The sequence below is a fragment of the Phycisphaerae bacterium genome, from assembly GCA_019636475.1.
Lineage (GTDB): Bacteria > Planctomycetota > Phycisphaerae > UBA1845 > UTPLA1 > JADJRI01.
Map to the genome: position 1 here is coordinate 43,482 of JAHBXN010000008.1, position 17,964 is coordinate 61,445.

Below are 17,964 nucleotides of genomic sequence, written 5' to 3' on the forward strand. Positions count from 1 at the left end.
TGCTTGACGGTTAACCTTCCGCGCAAAGCAGCGACTCAAACCTGCGTTTCGCCAGGGCGATGTCATGGATGCGCTGGTCCCCTGTCGTCCGCGAGAGAATGAGCGGGCCGCGTGCGCCGGCCTCGTGGAGCGCTGCCAGAAATGCAGCCGGATCGAGTTGTCCTTCTCCGGGCGCGGTCTCATGGCCAGGCGCGCCGGCATCGCCGGCGACGGCGTCGCGCGCCCGCGCAATGCGAATGCGACCGGCAAGCACGTCCGCGACGCGGTGCGGATTCTCGCCTCGCAGGAGCATGCCGCCGCTATCGCAGCAGGCAGTCAGATTCGGACAGTTTACCGTCTGCAGCATTGATCGCAGATCGGCCGCACTGATGCCTGCGGTGTCGATTGCGACCGTGACGCCGCAGCGATCCGCCATGTCCGCCATTTGAACAATCGCCTCAAGAAGGCGATCTTTTTCCCGGCCGTCGGCATCGGTCGTGACGCTTCCCACTGTCGTCGAGACCGTCGACACGCGAAGTGAGGATGCCAGGTTGATGATACGCTTCAGCGAAGCAAGACGCCGGTCGCCAGCGCTGCGGTCTGCGTAACCGGCGCCGCCCGTCGGTCCGCGAAGGCAGTGCAGATTCAAACCGATGTCGGCCAGGTGCCGTGAGAAGTGTCGTTCTCCGCTCCTGCTCAATTCCTCGGGCGATATGGGCCCGTGCATCGCGCCGACCTCAACGAAGTGAACGCCGATCTGACGCACGACATCCAGTGCCGGTCGAAGTTCCATCCTGAGATCATCAACGCTGATTGAGAGTTCCATGGATGTGAGATCCTCCACGTCGCTTCAGTGATTCTCCGTCGAGGCTCGTTGCGCCCGGACGGGTCACAATTCCCCGAATATTTCAGCTCAGCCCCCGGTTTGCCTGGAGGCTGGAACAAATGGCCGCGAAACCGCATAATGCGAATTTTCAAGAACAGAGTGAACGGTCTAACGGCCGTCGTATGGACGCCAGGCCTCGTCACCTCCGAGTCAAGCAAAAGGGGATTGGAACATGTATCGGGATCATATCAAGTCTTTTGCGTTCGTTTTGGTGGGAGTCGGTATTCTCAGTGCGGGATTGGCGGTGGTGGCTGAACCGAAATCCGACGACAAACCAGCGACTTTCAAACCTGCGATGGAACTGGAGCAATTGATGGAATGCCAGAACCGGCTCTTCAAGGAAGTCAAGGATGGCTTGCTGGACAAGAAGTGGAAACAGGCGTCGGAATCCGCCTGGGTGCTTGCCGAACTGGCGAACGTGAATCAATACCACAATGAGAATTCCGACTATCGCGGGCACGCCAAAAAGATGATGGACGAGTGCGTCACGCTTGCCAAAGCGCTGAAGAATCGCGACGAAGCGGCTTCGAAAGAAGCAGTTAAGGCCGTCGGTAACGCCTGCGGTGCCTGCCACGACCAGTTCAAAAAGTAACGCCGCAAGCAGAATGCGGCCTTTTTCGCATCTTGAAGAGCTGCTGATTGATTCGGCTCCGACCGCATGACGTCGAGGGTGACGCCTGCTCGATCCCATGTGCGAATTGGCGCGCCTTTTCTTCACGCCTGTGCGTAGGCAACGCGCCGAGTTCGCGCTCAGCGGACTGTGCTTCAGTGGAACCGTCGATTGGAGTATCTGAACACGGTCCGATTTCGCGAACGATTCATTGGCATGGCAATTGCCAAATCGAACCGCCGTTCGATCGCCCCATGGCCGATCGACCGTGCTCTCTCCAACCACGGACATCCGAGTTTTTTCGCAAAGGAGTATATTTGATGAAGATTCGACGCCGATTGACGCCAGTTCTTGCCGCCGCACTGATGTTCATCGCAGCCTGCACCAGCGAGCAGTTGGATCAAATACAGCAGATTCTAAGCGATCTCGGCATCACGATCATCGTGAATCAGAACGGCAATTCGAACAACAACGGGAATAACAACGCCAACGACAACAACGACGACGACAACAACAACGACGACGACAACAACAACGACGACAACAACAACGACAACGATAACAACGACAACGATAACGATAACTCGAACGACAACAATGACGACAACGCCAACAGCAACGATAACACCGGAGGTTGACGGCTGAAGATGTGAAGGCCGCAAGCGCCTCGGACAGCGCGTTGTTGACGACCGCGGCGGCTACACCGGTGATTCCGCCAGCGCACGCCGGAAGTACTCGACTGTCCGACGAATTCCCTCTTCCAACGTGACGCGCGGCTCGAAGCCGAGCAGGCTTCTTGCCCGCGTCAGATCCGGCTTTCGCTGCCGGGGGTCGTCTTGCGGCAGGGGTTTGTGCTCCACGGCGAGTTTCCTGCCAAGTGCCATTCCTATGGCATTGACCAGTTCGAGCATGGTCATCTCGCGATCGTTGCCCAGATTGATCGGGCCGGTCGTGGCGCCGTCCATCAGCCGCACCAGGCCGTCAACCAGGTCGGATACGTAGCAGAAGCTTCGCGTCTGGGAGCCGTCTCCGTACACGGTCAATGCCTCGCCGCGAAGCGCCTGGCAGATGAAGTTGCTCATGACGCGGCCGTCATCCACCGACATATTCGGCCCGTACGTGTTGAAGATTCGGGCGACGCGAATTTCCAGTTTGTGCTGCCGAAAATAGTCGAACACCAGCGTCTCGGCGACGCGCTTGCCCTCGTCATAGCAACTCCGCACGCCGATGGGATTGACATTGCCCCAATATTCCTCGGTCTGTGGATGGACAGTCGGGTCGCCATAAACCTCGCTCGTGCTGGCTTGCAGGATGCGCGCTCGAACGCGCTTCGCCAGGCCCAGCATGTTGTACGTCCCCATCACGTTCGTCTTGATTGTCTTGACCGGATTGTGCTGGTAATGCACGGGACTGGCCGGGCAGGCCAGGTGATAAATCTGGTCAACTTCCAGTTTGATCGGTTCGACGACATCGTGCCGAATGAACTCAAAGCGACCGCTCAGCACCATGTCGCGGTATCGCTCGCCGAAGTTGGCGATGCTCCCGGTGAAGCAGTTGTCGAGACAGATGACGTGGTGCCCCTCGTCGAAAAGGCGCAAACACAGATTCGACCCGATGAACCCGGCGCCGCCAGTGACGAGAATGGTCTTCCGTGACATATCGAAGTCCTCTAAATCGCGGCAACCACGCCGATATCGAGCCGTCAGGCTACGTTCGAGACGCCAGGGCGTCAATTGTTCCGGCGAGACCGCCTGCGAGGCCGTCGGTCCGGCCGCCGGGCAGCGCCTGCACCGCCCACCGAGAGCGCGATCAACGTGGAAAAGCAGAAGTGAATTCCGCATCCACAGGCGCCGAAGAGCGTGTCCGACGAAGCGGATGGAATCGGGCAGACAGGTTGATCGGATCCGTCGGTCCGAACGACAAACTGACTCACGATCTCGGGGCGACGTGCCAGCACCGAGGCACGCCGGCTGGTTCCGCCGCTGGAAACGGGCCAGAACAGGAGCGAATCATCGGCGATCGCGTCGCGATCGTACCAGTCTATGCCCCATGTCGTGACGGCGAGGCACTGCGTCTGCGCGTCGATCTCGAATTCCGTCCAGCCGAAGCTGTTGACCGCCACATAGCCGCCCGAAGTCAGTCTTGCGTCGATCGGAGATTGTTCGAGGCCGATTGGATCAAGGCCGTAGCTGGACAGCAGCAATTGGCCGGCGAGTGTCACAATATTGTCGCGTCCGCGACGATCGTTCAGTGCGAATGTCAGTTGAAACAGGCCCGCCAGGGGGCCCAGTGAGTCCGCGTTCACGAACGATGCGACCGTCGGGCCGAAGGGCGGCGCATAGGCCACGGAGCCCGTGGAAATCTCCCACGAACGCGTCTCAAGCTGTGGGCCATTGTACTCGGTCTGATAGGTCAGGTTGTTGACGATTGTGCCGTGAATATCGGCGGTCACGAACACGACATTGGCCAGACTGTGATCGACGATGAACCGAAGGATTTCCGCGCGCTCGGCCGCGTAGCCTTCAAAGCGGTCGGAGGCCTGCGACGGACCGAGGTTCTGAATTGGTTCCGGGACGATTACGATTTTCCATGTCACACCCGCGGCATCAGCGGAAAGCAGGTCATCCTTCAGTTGGTCGATCTGTGCCCGGCCGAGCATCGTGCGGTCGGGGTCAAACGACTGCATGAGAAAGGCGTCGATGTTTGCCTGCGGTGCGACGGCGCCGATTGCCTCAAGCGGCTCATCACGAAACGATCGGGTATCGAGCAGAAAGAATGCGGCGTCGCGCCCGTATGTCCGCTGGCGATAAAGCCTTCGCTTGTTGGCTGTACGCCGGTCGTTTGTCTCGCCGTAATACTCCTCGCGCACGGGATTGAATTCGTGAAATGCCTGTAGACCTCGGTTGAAGAAGTCCGTCTCGTTGATGAACTCGCCGGTCTCTCCGGCGAATCGGGCGTCCGAGTCCGGCGAAGCGCCGCCCGCGAAATCATTGGTCACCTCATGATCGTCGATCATCGCCAGAATGGCTGTCGAGCCGCGCAGCGCCGCCAGCGTGTTCAGGCCATATCGCGAGGAATAGACCTCGTTGTGTTTCATCCGGAATTCCCCGAGCGTCCTCGCCTGCGGCGCAGGGACATCGGGTGACGAGACGTCGGCATAGATGGTGTCGCCCAGTGCGACGAAGAGATCCAGGTCACGATCGGGAACATTGCGCACGGAAGGGTACGGCGCCAAATCGCCGCGCCAGTCGCCCGAGACGCCGAAGCGCAGCCCGTGGTGTCCATCGGCCGCTGGTGTGCGAAACCGACCGGCGGAGGTTGCTTCGCTCGCATCCGTGACACGATAGTAATAGAGCGTGCCCGGCAAAAGGTCCGTGATCTCCACTTTCACGGGGACGGCCGGATCAACAGCCATCGCAAGTCGTGTGCCCGCGATGGGGGCGAATTGCTCATTCAGGCTGTACTCGAAACGCACGTCCCCAGCGGTCGTGGCGCGCGCCCAGAGAATCGCCGTCGTGCCCGTGACATCGCCTGCGGCGACGCCATTTGGCAACGCGTCCGCCGACACATTCGCCGGCAAGAGTGCCACGGCCGCACCGGCCAGCAGGAGCGCGGCGCCGACCGTGAAGCGCCGGGCGTTGCGCCGCGACGACGAGTTCCGTCGAGTAATTGCCGCCTCAGAGTGTTTCGACATGGATGTTCTCGTTGGAGTAAATGTTAATCTGGCCGGCGATTCGCAGGCCGGCTTCCACAATGTCGCGGGCAGGCAGCTTCGTATGTGAAATGAGGGCGCGCGTCGCGGCAAGTGCGCAGGTGCCGCCACTGCCGATGGCGAGGATCCCGTCTGTCGGCTCGATGACATCTCCATTGCCTCCGATGATTAGGCTGCACTCGGCGTCGGCAACAGCCAGCAGGCTTTCGAGGCGGCGCAAGGCCCGATCGGTTCGCCAGTCCTTGGCCAGCTCGATCGCCGCGCGGCGCGTATTGCCCTTGAATTGATCCAGTTTCCCTTCAAAGCGTTCGAGCAGCGCGAATGCGTCTGCCGCCGAACCGGCGAAGCCGGTGAGCACGCTGCCCTTGTAGAGTCGGCGTATCTTTACGGCATCGGCTTTGAGAACCGCGTCGCCGAGAGTGACTTGACCGTCGCCGCCGATCGCGACTTGGCCGTCGCGCCGCACGGAGAGGATGGTCGTGGAACGGATTCGTGGGTGTCGAGGCATGGGGCGGAACCTTTGATGTCCTGGCGTGTATCATGAGGCGTGGACCGCTTTCGGATTCCACGCCGTTACGAAAGAAAAAAGTACACGCAATCGCGCTGCATCGCTAGAATGCCGATTCGGCGGACAACGACGCGTCGCGCGCCCTGTCGATCGGCGGGAGGCATATGATATGCTGCGGGTTTCAGTTGTGCGCGTTCGAAACTGGTTTGCGATCGATTCACGTCGATCGGCGCTGCCTGTCCTGTTGTCCGTTGTCACGTGGGCCTGCGGCTGCGCTTCGCCTGATGAGCCGCGCGTCGCCCAGCAGGCGAAACCGGAACCGCCGCCAATCGCTATCCCGGACGCGCACGAAGATGAATCCGAACCAGTCCGCCCGCAAACCGCCGACGAGGCTAATTCAGAAAATGGCGGCGATCCGAATGCGCGGTCCCGATCTACCGAGCCGTCCGAAAGCGGGAGCCGCGAATCGGTGCCGAACGCCTCCGAGGCCGAATCGCCTCGGCCGCTCCGTCCGATTGACGATTGGGTGATCTTCCGCGAGGCGTACCGTCCGAGCGAGGACGCGACATGTGAGACGCACTGGGTCGGACGAAATCAGTTTGAGGTCCGAACCGAAAACGTGCAGCGCGTGACCGTCGACATGTCGAAGGTTCCGGAAGGTGCCCCAAGGAAAGGACCGTGGATCATCCGAATGGATGGACAGGCCATCGAGCTGACAGGGTTCAACCCGAAGCCGGGGTACACCGGCCTGAAGCGCGATCTGATTCGATCGAAAAACGGACAATGGAGTGTCGACAGGACCAGACTCTACCGATCAGGGACGTAAGGATGCCGGCCCGCCGAGTTTCACGTCATGAACTGATCTTATTTGCTGCTGTCATACTTATGGCACAGACTGTGTTCGCCGGCCTGTGCTTTGCAGACCCGCCCTCATGTGAACCGAGGGCTTTGCCGATGCAGTCGTCGGATGCCACGTCAGTCGATTCGACCGGCCCGGCGGATCGTGGCGCGACACCGAAAAACAGGAAACAGAAGGCCGCTTCAGGGAATCAGAAGAGTAAAGGCAGTGCACAGGATGAATCCGAACAGTCGCCCGTCCGTCGTCGGCGCGCGCCTTCCGGATCCATTCCGGTCGAAGGCGTTAAGCCGGCTCCGGCTCGCTTCGAAGAGAATCTTGCCGTTCGCGGTCTGAATTTGATCATCGAGGATGCAACGCTTAAGGAAATGCCATTCGATGAGTTCACCGAATGGCTGGGACGAACGACCGAGGCCAACGTCGTCGTTCGATGGAAAACGCTCGAGGCGGTCGGCATCGAACGCGATTTCCCACTGAACATCGAGGCCCGGAATATCCGTCTGCGCGATTTGATCGCGCGGGTCTTCGAGCGGCTGACCGACGAGCGGCCGTCGGCGGTGCTTGCGCTGAAGGCCGACGGCAACACCCTTTGGATTTCGACGCGCCAGGACATCAATACCAGTCTCGTCACGCGGGTCTACGACGTTCAGGATCTGCTGGTTGCCGCTCCAAACTTCCTAGGCATGGACAACCTTGGCGACAATGCCGAACGCGGGGCCCGTTTGGCCGGCGGGGACAGGAACCGTGAGTCGAAGGAATCGGCCGATCAACCGGCCGCCGAACTCGTGCAAGTCATCATGGCCCATGTCCAGCCACGATCGTGGAAAGCAGCGGGGGGCCGGGGCACGATTGTCATTCACCGTGGCCGGCTCATTATCTACAACAACCTCGAAGTCCATCAGACAATTGCCGGCGCGATTCGACAGGTCAGGGAAGTGGCACGCGAAAATCGTTGAGATCTGAAAGCCCCGTCTCGCAATCGATGGTTGTACCGATTGTTCTCATCGACGTTGTTGAGGCGGGAAAAAAACGGGTTCTTTCCGGTCTCGAAAAGAACCCGCAGGGGGCAATGCGTCATGGCGGACCGATGAGATCATGCGTGTCCTTCGAGCTGTGCCAGAAGCGGCGGTCGGCGGCGTCGGCGTCGCTTTTTCGGAGCGCCGGGCGCCCGTTCTTCGGTTTCGCGCGGCTCGGCGCTGCTGCCGATTTCGAGCGCTTCCGCGGCCGTCTCCGCGAAGTAGTCGGCCTTGACTTCCTTCCACAGTTCGTCCGCTCGATTGAAGATACCGCCAGAGACGAGGATGTTCATTGCGGGGCATGCACCGATGTCGCGGATGTAGTCGATCAACTGCCGAACCAGTGGCACATCCGACGGCTTGCTCCCAACAACCATCAGCATGTCGGGTTGAAGTTGACCCACGAGTGACCCGATCTCATCCTGCGGAATGCCTCCACCGAGGTAATAGACGTCCCATCCATCCGCTTCGAACAGGTCGGCGCACATCTGCGCGCTGAGTTCTTCAGCCTCGCCGGCCGCACAGGTCACGACGATTTTTCGGCCGTGCCGGGCTGCGCGGGGCAGGCGCGTTTGAAGATGATCGGCGATCGTCCGCGTGATGCGCGTCGCCATGTGTTCCTCAATCAGATTGATGCGGTCCTGTCGGTAGAGCGTGTCGACCCGCTCGAGCGCCGGCCAGACCAATTCGCGGTAGAGTTGCCGCGGTTCGTGACCGGAGTCGAGTGCTTTCAGGACCAACTCTCGGCAGACGTGCCGCTGTCCGGTGAGCAGGGGTTCCATGTAGCGTTCGAGGAGTTCTGACGTTCCCATTCGATTGAGGCTCCGGTTGGTTGCGGCCGACGTCAGCATTCATGCTGCGTGGCGCGACGGCTTCCATTTCGTCGCGTGGCCATTGGTTCTGTTGGGCTCGTTCGTGCACCGATCCTCGGGCACGTCGTGTCGTTTGGCTGACTGAAGGGAACTACGACACGCTCATTCGCTGGTGCTCTAGGTTACTTGGGAAGAGCAGATAGTTTAGATAACTTAGGTAAGATAGATAATCGGCGCAGAGGCGCAGATTTCTTTAGGTTACGCGCGATAATTGCGCCCCGAACAGAAGATGTTCATTGTATATCGTATAAGTCTGTTATATTAAATAAGTTATGAGAGTTTTGGCATGGATGCTACGCAGTTTCCGAGGTAGGACGACGGCGGGCCCGCGCGAAATCCGCATCGGGACCATCGATTTTGCCGAATCGAATAGCGTTCCTACGGTTGGTTTGGGCGATCAGGCGCGCACAGCCGACGAGAGCACTTCGTCCATGACCGTCACGAGGCCGGGAAGTTCCGGCTTCGTCAACTGTCGATCGGCGCCGACAGCCTTGCACTTCTTGAGGTTATCGTCGCTGACAAGTGAGCTGAAGACGATCACCGGGACATGCTTAAGTTGCGGATGTTCCTTGATGTTCTTGGTCAGACACAGTCCGTCCATGCGCGGCATCTCGATATCAGTTACGATGATGTCCGGCAATTCGCCGGTGTCGGCCGCGGCTCGAAGGCTGTTCCAGGCTTCTTCGCCATCGTGAGCAAGATTGATCTTCGTAAATCCGGCGTTTTGCAGTGAGTTCGTCAACATGCGGCGCATCGTGGCGGAGTCATCAGCCAGGAGCACGCGCGCATCCTGCCGCTGAACGCCCAGGGTGGTCGGCGCAGCATCTGCCAGTTGATCGATACCGGCGATTTTGAACGATATGCGCTCAAAATCGAGCATGAGAATCATCTGATTGTTGATCTTGAGCACGCTGGTCATGGCGGTGTCGCCTTCGGCTCCGGTCCAGGGCACCTCGCTCATATCCTTCCAGCTAACCCGGTGAATTCGGTCGATGTGATCGACAAGGAACCCCATTCGATCCTTGTTAAATTCCATGACGATGACGCGGGCGTTCTCTTCCGCGTCGGCCCGCGGCATGCCGAAATACTTGCGAAGATCGATCAGCGGGTGCACATGATCGCGCAATTTGAAGACGCCGCGGACCGCTTCGTGGCTATAAGGCAGCGTCGTGAGCGTGGGCATCGTCACAATCTCGCGCACCTTCGCCACGTTGACGCCGTAATAGCCTTCGTCGAGCAGGAATACGAGCACTTCCAGTTCGTTGGTGCCTGCCTCGGTCAGAATATTCGTGAGTTGGGTAGCCATTTCGGGAGTCCTTTGCTCATGTTCGATTCGGCTCGCGGGCCGAGTTTGTGAGTCGATCGGCTATCGGACGGATCCAGTCAAGCAAAAAGACGGCTGATCGGCGTCCTGGCTCGAGATAACGGACGGTGGCGGCGACGCATCATTCACGAAATAATGCGCGGCATTTTGCGGCGTCGGGGTGCGGCAATTGTTCACCGGCCTTGGCCCGATACCGCGCCGCGATTCGGGAGCCTGGCATGACATACGATCTGCGACCGGACGAGATTCGGGTGCTCGGCGTACTGATTGAAAAATCACTGGCCTTGCCCGCGTACTATCCGATGACGACGAATGCAATCACTGCGGCGTGCAATCAGAAGAACAATCGGGAGCCGGTGACACAGTACACGGAAAGCGAGGTCAGCGCGGCCATCTCGTCACTGCGCCGGCGGCAGCTCGTCGATCAGGCTCCGCCGGAGCGAAATTCGCGAGCGATCCGGTTTCAGCATCTGGTCGAGCAGCGGTATCAATGGAACGCGGCGACAAGGGCGATCATGTGCGAATTGATGATTCGCGGGCCGCAGACATCAGGCGAGCTCAAAGCCCATGCCGGACGCATGACACACCTGGAGTCAACCGAATACGCCCGCGAAATACTCTCCGAGTTGGAGCGATGCGATCCGCCGATGGTGGTGGAGATGCCTCTTGAAGCCGGCAAACGCGAACGACGTTTCGCGCAACTACTCGGAGGTCCGCCGGCTCCGGTTCCGAACTCCGCGGTCGCGGTTCCGATCGGAATGTCTACCGCCCGCTCCGCTTCCGGCGCTGTGGATTCGGCACGGCTTGAGGAGATGGAGGCTCGGCTGTCCAAGGTGGAACAGCAGCTGGCGGAACTGATGAAGTGTGTCATGTAGATGACACCTGATCAGGTTATCGCCCGCCGCCCGTCGCCATCCTGACGGTTTCGACGTAGGCCATGCGAAGCTGGTAGAGTGTGGTGTTAAGGGCTTGCTTTTCCTGGGGCTCCAGCCGGCCCTCGGTTTTCTGCTCAAGGATCGTCAGCAGGTCGATGTGATGCTTGGCGACGTCGAGGTTCGGCGGAATCGGCTGGCCGCCCGGACCGCGCATCCCGCCCAGGCCGACCATCACCTGCATCGCCAGAATCTGGACGATTTCGAGAAAGCTGGGTTCTGGAAAAGCGCCGGCATCGGCGGGATGGTCCGCGTCAACTTCCGCCGCGAGTTTCTCCTTTTCGGCGGCTGCCGCTGATTTCCAGTCGTCGTCGATGTGCAACTTCTTGCTGTCATCTGACATCAGGTTTTCTCCCTACTCGCGGTCAGGATCCGACAATAAAGCGGCCAGGGTCCGGTGCGCGAATGGGGGGGATCGCGTGGAGTCCGGAGCTCCTGGCCAATTACCTATCTTAACGTCTGAAAACACACAGACAAGGCTTTCTCGGCGCGGAACTGTAGGTAATCACAAGATTAACGGAATTCCTGAGAGATCAGTTTGCCCCCGATGGCAACCGCGGTCACTCGGCAATTCGGATTTGCGACTGCGGTTATCGGCTCATCGCCGGGCATTTCAGCAAGGTCAATCGCGACGAAATCGGCGCGTTTTCCGGGCTCGATGGTGCCAATTTCATCAGACCATCGTAAGGCCTGCGCGCCGTTGATCGTGGCCATTCGAAGCAGGTCATCGGGGTCTGTGCCGGACAAAGTCGCGAGTTCGTCGCGGATTGATAGCGTGGGGACGCATGCTGCGCTGTCGGTGCCTATGCAGACGTTGATGCCGGCTGAAAACAGTTTTCGCCAGGGATGGTTTGTATGACCATAAAACCTGTGGGCACGGGGGCAGAAGACGACAGATGCTCCAACATTGGCGATCCGGCTCATGTCGTCCGAGGTGGGGTAGTTGACATGCGCCAGGAGCGGTCGCGCGGCTTCGAATGCCGGACCCCAAAGCGCGCCGGACGCCTGCATCGCGGCATCGCTCTGGGCGTTCGGCGATCCGACACCTGACAAGAAGGCTTGTATGCCGCTTGGACGACCAGCAAGCCAATCGGCTTCGTCGCGTGTTTCAAGGCAGTGGATGGTCGCCGGCATTTGCTGTTCAGCGGCGAATTCGAGGGTGTGCATCATGTCGATCGGCGTCACTGTATAGGGGGCGTGGGGCGAGACACCGACTCGAAGACGGTCGGACTGGTGCATTTTCTTCGCCGTTTCGACTGCTCGAATCAGCGAGGCGCAGTCGCACGGCTCCTCGCGAGCCCCGCTGATCAACTCGATAAATGCGACGGCACGAATCGGAGACGCGGCCAGCGCGGCCGTGGCGGCTCCCGTGCGTGAGATGTCGCCGATACAGGTCACACCGGCCGCAATGGATTCATCGATGCCGGCGCCAATTCCCTCCTGTTCCAAACGGGCGGCGTGAGGGCGCCTGCGAAGTTCAATCAGCTTCTCGATCCACGTCCATAAGGGCTCGGCCGGGATCATGTCGCGGTAGGCGGTCAGTTCGAGGTGTGCGTGTGCGTTGATGAATCCAGGTGTCACGATCACGTCGCCGAGATCGATCAGCGGCGTGCCTGACGGCCGATGGTCGCGGATGTCAGCAGTGGGGCCGACGGCCGTGATGCGCGTGCCATCGACGGCAATGCAGCCGTCGTCAATCGGCGGCGTGGCGACCGGGGCGATGCATCTCGCGCGATAGATGGTCATTCGATACCGGCACACATCAGATGGCGCCGGGAACGCCGCGAGCGAGGAACCTGCCCCAGCCGTTTTCGCCGCAGAACTTGTAATCATCGACAATGACGCGCCCGCGGGAGAGGGTCGTTCTTGCAAAGCCGGCCAGGTTCCAGCCCTCGTAAGGCGACCAGTCGGCGTTGGTTTCCATCTCCGCGGGATTGACCTTGATCTTGTGCCTGGGATGAATGATGGCGATGTCGGCGTCGAAGCCCTTCTTGATTTGTCCTTTTCGATCGCCGAGTCCCATCATCCGAGCCGGCACCGTTGAACACTTCTTCACCAACTCACTGATTGAGAGTCTGCCCTTCGTCACGCCGTAGGTATAGACAAGCGGAACGAGCGTTTCGAGTCCCGGCAGGCCCATTGGAATACGGGTCCAATCGCCGCTCCACATTGCCTTCTGTTCGCGGTTGAAGGTGCAGGTGTCAGTCGAGATGACGCTGACCGTGTCTTTCTTCAGGCCCTTCCATATGCGGGCCTGGTCCGGTTTTTTCTTGATCTGGGGGCAGCATGCGTAGAGGTGGCCGTCTTCGCCCTTGAAGATGGAGTCGTCCAGCACGAGGTATTGCACGCAGGTTTCGGCGAAGACGTTCTTAAGTCCGCGCTTCTGCGCCTCGGCGATGATGTCCGTGCCTTCGGCCGTGGACATGTGGACGATATAGAGTCGGCCGCCGGTGACCTCAGCCCATTTCACGGCTCGCTGGATCGCCTCGGCTTCGATGAAGTTCGGTCGCGTGATGGCGTGCAACTGGGCGCCGAGCTGCTTCATTTCCTCTTCGTTGTGGTGGCGGGCGATCAACTCATCAAGCACGCGGCTGCTCTCCGCGTGAATCAGCAGCATCGCGTTCAATTCGCGGCATTTTTCAAGGGCGCCGAAGATGGCGGCGTCGTCAGCCTGCCAGCCTTCCTTCTCGTAGATCATGAACTGCTTGAACGTGGTCAAGCCCTGTTTGACCATGTCCGCCATTTCGTGCTTGTGGCGTTCCCATTTGGTGACCGCGACGTGGAAGCTGTAGTCGACACAGGCCTTCTGAGCGCGAGACATCCAGTTATCGACGGCATCCTGGAGTGATTCGTCTCCATAAGGAATCGCGAAGTCGATGACCGTCGTTACGCCGCCTCGAGCGGCCGCCCGGGTTCCCGTGTTGTAATCGTCGGCCGATGTGGTTCCGCAGAATGGGAGTTCGAGATGGACGTGGACGTCGATCGCGCCGGGCATGACATAGCAGCCAGTGGCGTCGATGACGCGCGTGCCGTTGCCGCCCGCCTTTTTGGCGAGGCCCTTGCCGACCTTGACGATCTTCTCGCCGGCGATCGCAACGTCGGCCTTCTCGGTACCCTTGGCGTGAACGACGGTTCCATTTGCAATGATGGTATCTGCGGACATGATGGCCTCTCCCTGAGTGTTCGAATCCATTTCGGGATGCCCTGCTATTGTGCGTTGCGCGCGCGGGCGGGTCAATGGAAGTGGGGGCGACGCGTGACGGTACTTCGGCTGTGTGAGCGGTATGCCGCGCGTTGAAGAAGGATGCGCATGGGTCTAAGATTACGCTTCTCGCGGGATTCCGGTTCCCGCAGACACGACCTGCGCAACTAGTTTCGCCGACTCGCATTAACTGAGCTGCGATCGTGCGGAGGTGCCTCTTCCCACCATGCCCAAACGGGTCATCATTCTCGGCTCCACGGGTTCCATAGGTCGCAGTGCACTTTCGGTCGCGGAGTCCCTTCCTGGTGAATTTGAGATCGTGGGCCTGGCGGCCGACTCCAGTTGGGAGCGGCTGGTTGAGCAGATCACGCGATTTCGACCGTGTGTGGCGGTGCTATCGGATCCCGTCGCGGGAGAAAAGGCTCGAGCGGCGCTTCGGGCAGCTAAAATTTCGACCGAGCTTCTGGTGGGAACGGATTCGCTGGTCCGCCTCGTGAAAGAATACGACACCGACTTCGTTCTCGCAGGTATCGTCGGCGTGGCGGGATTGCCCGCGACCTTGGCCGCCGTTGAGCGTGGACTGACGGTCGGACTGGCAAACAAGGAATCTCTGGTTGTCGCGGGTCGCTTGATGGTGGAGGCCGCGACGCGGTCCGGCGCCCAACTGATTCCGGTCGACAGCGAGCATTCGGCGATTTATCAATCGCTGCATTCCGGTCGACACGAGGAGATCGAGCGAATCATCCTGACGGCATCAGGCGGACCGTTTCGGACGTGGCCGCTCGAGCGGATGCGCGAGGCGACGCTGTCGGATGCGTTGAAACATCCGACATGGGATATGGGACCGAAGATCACGATCGACAGCGCCACGATGATGAACAAAGCACTGGAGATCATCGAGGCCAAATGGTTGTTCGATCTGGATCCGAATCGTATTGAAGTTGTGATCCACCCCGAGTCGATCATCCATTCGATGGTGGCGTTTCGCGATGGATCGGTCGTGGCGCAACTGGGCAGCCCGGATATGCGAACGCCGATTCAATATGCGCTGACCTATCCGCGCCGTCTGGCCGGAGATTGCCCCCGGGTTGATTTCTCGAAGCTCGGGCGGATGCACTTCGAACCACCGGATGAGGCGAGGTTTCCGGCGCTTCGGATCGGGCACGAGGTGGCTCGCCGCGGGGGAACGGCGGGTGCGGCGATGAATGCCGCGAATGAGGCGGCGGTTGAAGGGTTTCGGGCGGGCCGGTTTCCATTCCTGGAGATCGCCGAACTGGTTGGCGACGTCACGCGACGTCACTGCTTTGACGACAATCCGACCATCGAGACGCTCTTTTGCGTCGATCGGTGGGCACGGAATGAGGTTTTGCGATGCTGCATTGCTTAGGCGCCACGGACACATCGATCTTCGGGGAATTCATGTCGGCGATGTCCACGGTGTATTCCTACCTGCTGGTTATCTTCGGCTTCTCGGTGGTTGTGTTCATTCACGAGCTGGGGCATTTCGCTGCCGCGAAGTGGGCGGGTGTGCGCGTTCAGGCCTTTGCCATTGGATTCGGTCGGCGGCTGATGTCGTTTCGCCAGGGCATCGGCTTTCGCTTCGGCTCGACCGAGGCGGAGTATCGGCGCCGCGTTGACGAGGTGCTGATCGCTCGCGGTGTCGCAACACGCGATGAATTGAACAATCCGGAAGGACCGGCGTTCGAGGCTGAGCGGGTGGCGGCCGGCCGGGAGATGGGTCTGAGCGAGACCGAATATCGCTTCAATGTGCTGCCACTCGGCGGCTATGTTCAAATGCTGGGGCAGGAGGATTTCGTCGTTGACAAGACCGGCGAATTGAAAGTGAAGGCCGATCCTGACAGCTTCACGAACAAACCGGTCGGCAAGCGAATGGTGATTGTCAGTGCCGGCGTCATCATGAATCTCATTTTTGCCGCGATCCTCTTCACCATCGTCAACATGGTCGGCATGCCGCAGCTTTCGCCCGTGCTCGGTTACGTCGTTGAAAACACCCCGGCGGGCCGGGCGGGTCTGCTGCCGGGCGACCGCATACTTGATATTAACGGCGATGAAATCGCCAACTTCAATGATCTGATGATGCGGATCACGCTTTCCGATCCGGATGAGACGCTGACGATGCGCGTGGAGCGCGACGGAAAGATCGTCTCGCCTTCGCCGGAGATTCGGCCGGAATTCGTGGAGGAGCGGGAGGTTCGCCAGATCGGCGTCGCACCAGGAGAGACGCGCCGCGTCTGGGGCGTCACGTTTGGTGACATATCAGCGGCACGTCCTGATGAACTTCACGAGAAGGACGAGATTCACTCGATCGTTGTGGACGGCAAAGAAATGGAATGCCGCGACGCCGGCGTGGTTCGCCGGGAAATGATGCGCGCCGAAGGGCGTCCGATTGAGTTGATTGTCAAACGGCCGAAACATCCCGAGACGCTGACCGACGAGGATCTCAAACAGTTTGATCCGCCGATCGAAACCGAGACCCGACGTGTCAACGTCAGCGCGATGTGGCTGCCTCTGCCGTACGATTCGAACGATCGCGGCGGAGCTTCGCTGCTGGGCCTGGTGCCTCGCCTGACCGTCATCCAGGCGACTCCGGGTAAATCGCTCGACAAGGCCGGCGTGAAGGCGGGCGATGTGATCGTGAAAATCGGCGACTATGAATACCCGACCTACTCCGAATTCGTAAATGCAATCCGAAAGGCAGGTCCCGGCGCCCTGTCGATCCAGGTGCGTCGCAAGGGATTGTCGCGCGATGGCCTTTCCGCCGCGGTTGTCAGCTTCTGCGTCGCTCAGCGCGAACGTTTGATCCGCGCGGGCATCGAGGATCTGAAGGAAGCCCGTGACGTGCTGGCAGATCTGGCTCGGAACGCCGGCATTGATGAAGCCGGCGTGGCCGCGCTGAACAAGGAATTGGCGGAGGCGCGTACGGTCGATGCATGGCGAAAGTGGTTCGAGAAAGTCGATGTCCTCACGCTGGGGCCGATCAAGCCGGAGGCGCCGTTCGCGTTATTCAGCCGCCCTGCGGCGACCATCGACGCCGATGTCCGGAATATTGATGAAGACCATTTGTTCGTGGCGGATGTCATCTCGAAATTCGGCGAACGTGTGACACCCGCACAGCAGTCGGGTCTCAAGCGTGGCGCAGTGATTCTCTCGGTGAACGACAGACCTGTGCGCCGTTGGTACGAACTGTCGCACGCGCTTGCGGCCAATGCCGGCAAGACCGTGCAGATTGAGTATCGACTCGTCAACGAAATCACGCGGACGTCGTTTATCGTGCCTGCTTCAGTGCAGACTTCCCTCGGGATTGGCGCGGAAGATCGTATCGTGAAGGTTGCGGACAAAACCCAGTGCGTGGTCCGTGTGGCGGATACGCTGGGGGGCGGGTTCAAGGAGGTTTCGCTGTCGCTGCCCGATTGGCGGGCGATCGAGGCGCTGCTCAAGGAAAATATCGGCAAAACCGTAGCGGTCGAGTATGTCACGCCGTCCGGCGAACGGAAAAATGGCGAATATGCGGTGACGGCGGAAAACACCGATCCCTGGCCGAGCCGCGTGCAGTACTACGCGATGACGTTTTTCTGCTATCCCCTCGTTGAGTGGCAGTCGACTCCGAATCCATTGAAGGCATTCGTGGCCGGCGTCGAGCAGGCGCATCACGCGACGATGTCCACGATCAAGACGATTCGTCACATGCTCTTCACCCGCACGGTGGGTGTCTCCAATGTGAGCGGCCCACTCGGAATCGCCCACAAGGGTTCGGAAGTGGCACAAGGCGGGATTATCGCCTTGTTCTGGTTTCTCGGCCTGATCTCGGCGAATCTCGCGGTGATTAACTTCCTGCCGCTACCCATCGTGGACGGCGGATTGTTCCTGTTTCTGATCCTCGAGAAAATTCGCGGAGAGCCGGTGAGCATCAAGACGCAGGTGGCGACGCAACTTCTGGGCATCGCCTTGATCGCGACCGTGTTCATCCTGGTGACCTATCAGGATATTCTGCGACTGGTGACCGGGGCGTAAAAGGCGTCTTGCGCCCGGTTCCATGCGGCTGTTGC

16 protein-coding genes are annotated in these 17,964 nt (G+C 59.8%); 7 read left to right on the forward strand and 9 right to left on the reverse strand.

The features are described from left to right. Nucleotides 1-10: 10 nt before the first annotated feature. Nucleotides 11-805 (reverse strand): sugar phosphate isomerase/epimerase, encoded by a 795-nt coding sequence (locus tag KF841_13310; protein ID MBX3396335.1) that lies wholly within the window; start codon nt 803-805, stop codon nt 11-13. Between the two features lie 232 nt (nt 806-1,037). Between KF841_13310 and KF841_13315 the strand changes: the two genes are divergently transcribed. Both KF841_13315 and KF841_13320 read left to right on the forward strand, forming a co-directional pair. Continuing rightward, nucleotides 1,038-1,457, forward strand: coding sequence for a cytochrome c (locus tag KF841_13315; GenBank protein ID MBX3396336.1), 420 nt, complete (start codon nt 1,038-1,040; stop codon nt 1,455-1,457). A gap of 338 nt (nt 1,458-1,795) precedes the next feature. After that, nucleotides 1,796-2,113 (forward strand): hypothetical protein, encoded by a 318-nt coding sequence (locus KF841_13320; protein MBX3396337.1) that lies wholly within the window; start codon nt 1,796-1,798, stop codon nt 2,111-2,113. A 60-nt stretch (nt 2,114-2,173) separates the two neighbouring features. On the opposite strand, the gene KF841_13325 is transcribed toward KF841_13320, so the two are convergent. The 3 genes from KF841_13325 to hslV form a co-directional block, all read right to left on the reverse strand. Next, nucleotides 2,174-3,133, reverse strand: coding sequence for an SDR family oxidoreductase (locus tag KF841_13325; GenBank protein MBX3396338.1), 960 nt, complete (start codon nt 3,131-3,133; stop codon nt 2,174-2,176). A 71-nt stretch (nt 3,134-3,204) separates the two neighbouring features. After that, a complete protein-coding gene (locus KF841_13330; GenBank protein ID MBX3396339.1) occupies nt 3,205-5,169 on the reverse strand; it encodes an alkaline phosphatase D family protein in 1,965 nt (654 codons plus the stop codon). Next, a complete protein-coding gene (gene hslV / locus KF841_13335; GenBank protein ID MBX3396340.1) occupies nt 5,153-5,695 on the reverse strand; it encodes an ATP-dependent protease subunit HslV in 543 nt (180 codons plus the stop codon). Before hslV ends, KF841_13330 begins: the two co-directional genes overlap by 17 nt. 169 nt (nt 5,696-5,864) lie before the next feature. On the opposite strand from hslV, the gene KF841_13340 reads away from it, so the two are divergent. Further along, entirely contained in the window at nt 5,865-6,521 is a 657-nt protein-coding gene (locus KF841_13340) for a hypothetical protein (GenBank protein ID MBX3396341.1), read from the forward strand. A gap of 128 nt (nt 6,522-6,649) precedes the next feature. Continuing rightward, nucleotides 6,650-7,507 (forward strand): hypothetical protein, encoded by an 858-nt coding sequence (locus KF841_13345; GenBank protein MBX3396342.1) that lies wholly within the window; start codon nt 6,650-6,652, stop codon nt 7,505-7,507. A 137-nt stretch (nt 7,508-7,644) separates the two neighbouring features. On the opposite strand, the gene KF841_13350 is transcribed toward KF841_13345, so the two are convergent. After that, the gene (locus KF841_13350) at nt 7,645-8,379 is read right to left on the reverse strand and encodes a cobalamin-dependent protein (protein ID MBX3396343.1); all 735 of its coding nucleotides are present in this window, start codon (nt 8,377-8,379) and stop codon (nt 7,645-7,647) included. Nucleotides 8,380-8,836: 457 nt separating this feature from the next. Further along, nucleotides 8,837-9,745, reverse strand: coding sequence for a chemotaxis protein CheV (locus KF841_13355; protein ID MBX3396344.1), 909 nt, complete (start codon nt 9,743-9,745; stop codon nt 8,837-8,839). A 236-nt stretch (nt 9,746-9,981) separates the two neighbouring features. Here KF841_13355 and KF841_13360 point away from each other — a divergent pair, with 236 nt between their 5' ends. Continuing rightward, nucleotides 9,982-10,638: a DUF480 domain-containing protein gene (locus KF841_13360; protein MBX3396345.1), complete on the forward strand. Its 657-nt coding sequence runs from the start codon at nt 9,982-9,984 to the stop codon at nt 10,636-10,638. Between the two features lie 16 nt (nt 10,639-10,654). Here KF841_13360 and KF841_13365 read toward each other — a convergent pair whose 3' ends face one another. The 3 genes from KF841_13365 to hydA all read right to left on the reverse strand — a co-directional run bounded on the left by KF841_13365 (nt 10,655) and on the right by hydA (nt 13,858). Beyond that, entirely contained in the window at nt 10,655-11,038 is a 384-nt protein-coding gene (locus tag KF841_13365; protein MBX3396346.1) for a DUF1844 domain-containing protein, read from the reverse strand. 170 nt (nt 11,039-11,208) lie between these two features. Further along, complete coding sequence (locus KF841_13370; protein ID MBX3396347.1) at nt 11,209-12,441, reverse strand: amidohydrolase family protein; 1,233 nt, start codon at nt 12,439-12,441, stop codon at nt 11,209-11,211. Nucleotides 12,442-12,457: 16 nt separating this feature from the next. Then, nucleotides 12,458-13,858, reverse strand: a complete 1,401-nt coding sequence (hydA, locus tag KF841_13375; GenBank protein ID MBX3396348.1) for a dihydropyrimidinase — start codon at nt 13,856-13,858, stop codon at nt 12,458-12,460. A gap of 265 nt (nt 13,859-14,123) precedes the next feature. Between hydA and dxr the strand changes: the two genes are divergently transcribed. Both dxr and KF841_13385 read left to right on the forward strand, forming a co-directional pair. Further along, nucleotides 14,124-15,284 carry a 1-deoxy-D-xylulose-5-phosphate reductoisomerase gene (gene dxr, locus KF841_13380; protein ID MBX3396349.1) on the forward strand — a complete coding sequence of 387 codons (1,161 nt, stop codon included), beginning with the start codon at nt 14,124-14,126 and terminating at the stop codon, nt 15,282-15,284. Then, on the forward strand, nt 15,269-17,929 hold the full coding sequence (locus KF841_13385) for a site-2 protease family protein (GenBank protein ID MBX3396350.1): 2,661 nt from the start codon (nt 15,269-15,271) through the stop codon (nt 17,927-17,929). The genes dxr and KF841_13385 overlap by 16 nt, the downstream gene beginning before the upstream one ends. Nucleotides 17,930-17,964 lie beyond the last annotated feature (35 nt).

Coding starts and splice junctions, on each gene's coding strand:
- KF841_13310 (MBX3396335.1), bottom strand. CDS start 805: ATGGAACTCTCAATCAGCGTTGATGATCTCAGGATGGAACTTCGACCG.
- KF841_13315 (MBX3396336.1), top strand. CDS start 1,038: ATGTATCGGGATCATATCAAGTCTTTTGCGTTCGTTTTGGTGGGAGTC.
- KF841_13320 (MBX3396337.1), top strand. CDS start 1,796: ATGAAGATTCGACGCCGATTGACGCCAGTTCTTGCCGCCGCACTGATG.
- KF841_13325 (MBX3396338.1), bottom strand. CDS start 3,133: ATGTCACGGAAGACCATTCTCGTCACTGGCGGCGCCGGGTTCATCGGG.
- KF841_13330 (MBX3396339.1), bottom strand. CDS start 5,169: ATGTCGAAACACTCTGAGGCGGCAATTACTCGACGGAACTCGTCGTCG.
- hslV (MBX3396340.1), bottom strand. CDS start 5,695: ATGCCTCGACACCCACGAATCCGTTCCACGACCATCCTCTCCGTGCGG.
- KF841_13340 (MBX3396341.1), top strand. CDS start 5,865: ATGCTGCGGGTTTCAGTTGTGCGCGTTCGAAACTGGTTTGCGATCGAT.
- KF841_13345 (MBX3396342.1), top strand. CDS start 6,650: ATGCAGTCGTCGGATGCCACGTCAGTCGATTCGACCGGCCCGGCGGAT.
- KF841_13350 (MBX3396343.1), bottom strand. CDS start 8,379: ATGGGAACGTCAGAACTCCTCGAACGCTACATGGAACCCCTGCTCACC.
- KF841_13355 (MBX3396344.1), bottom strand. CDS start 9,745: ATGGCTACCCAACTCACGAATATTCTGACCGAGGCAGGCACCAACGAA.
- KF841_13360 (MBX3396345.1), top strand. CDS start 9,982: ATGACATACGATCTGCGACCGGACGAGATTCGGGTGCTCGGCGTACTG.
- KF841_13365 (MBX3396346.1), bottom strand. CDS start 11,038: ATGTCAGATGACAGCAAGAAGTTGCACATCGACGACGACTGGAAATCA.
- KF841_13370 (MBX3396347.1), bottom strand. CDS start 12,441: ATGACCATCTATCGCGCGAGATGCATCGCCCCGGTCGCCACGCCGCCG.
- hydA (MBX3396348.1), bottom strand. CDS start 13,858: ATGTCCGCAGATACCATCATTGCAAATGGAACCGTCGTTCACGCCAAG.
- dxr (MBX3396349.1), top strand. CDS start 14,124: ATGCCCAAACGGGTCATCATTCTCGGCTCCACGGGTTCCATAGGTCGC.
- KF841_13385 (MBX3396350.1), top strand. CDS start 15,269: ATGCTGCATTGCTTAGGCGCCACGGACACATCGATCTTCGGGGAATTC.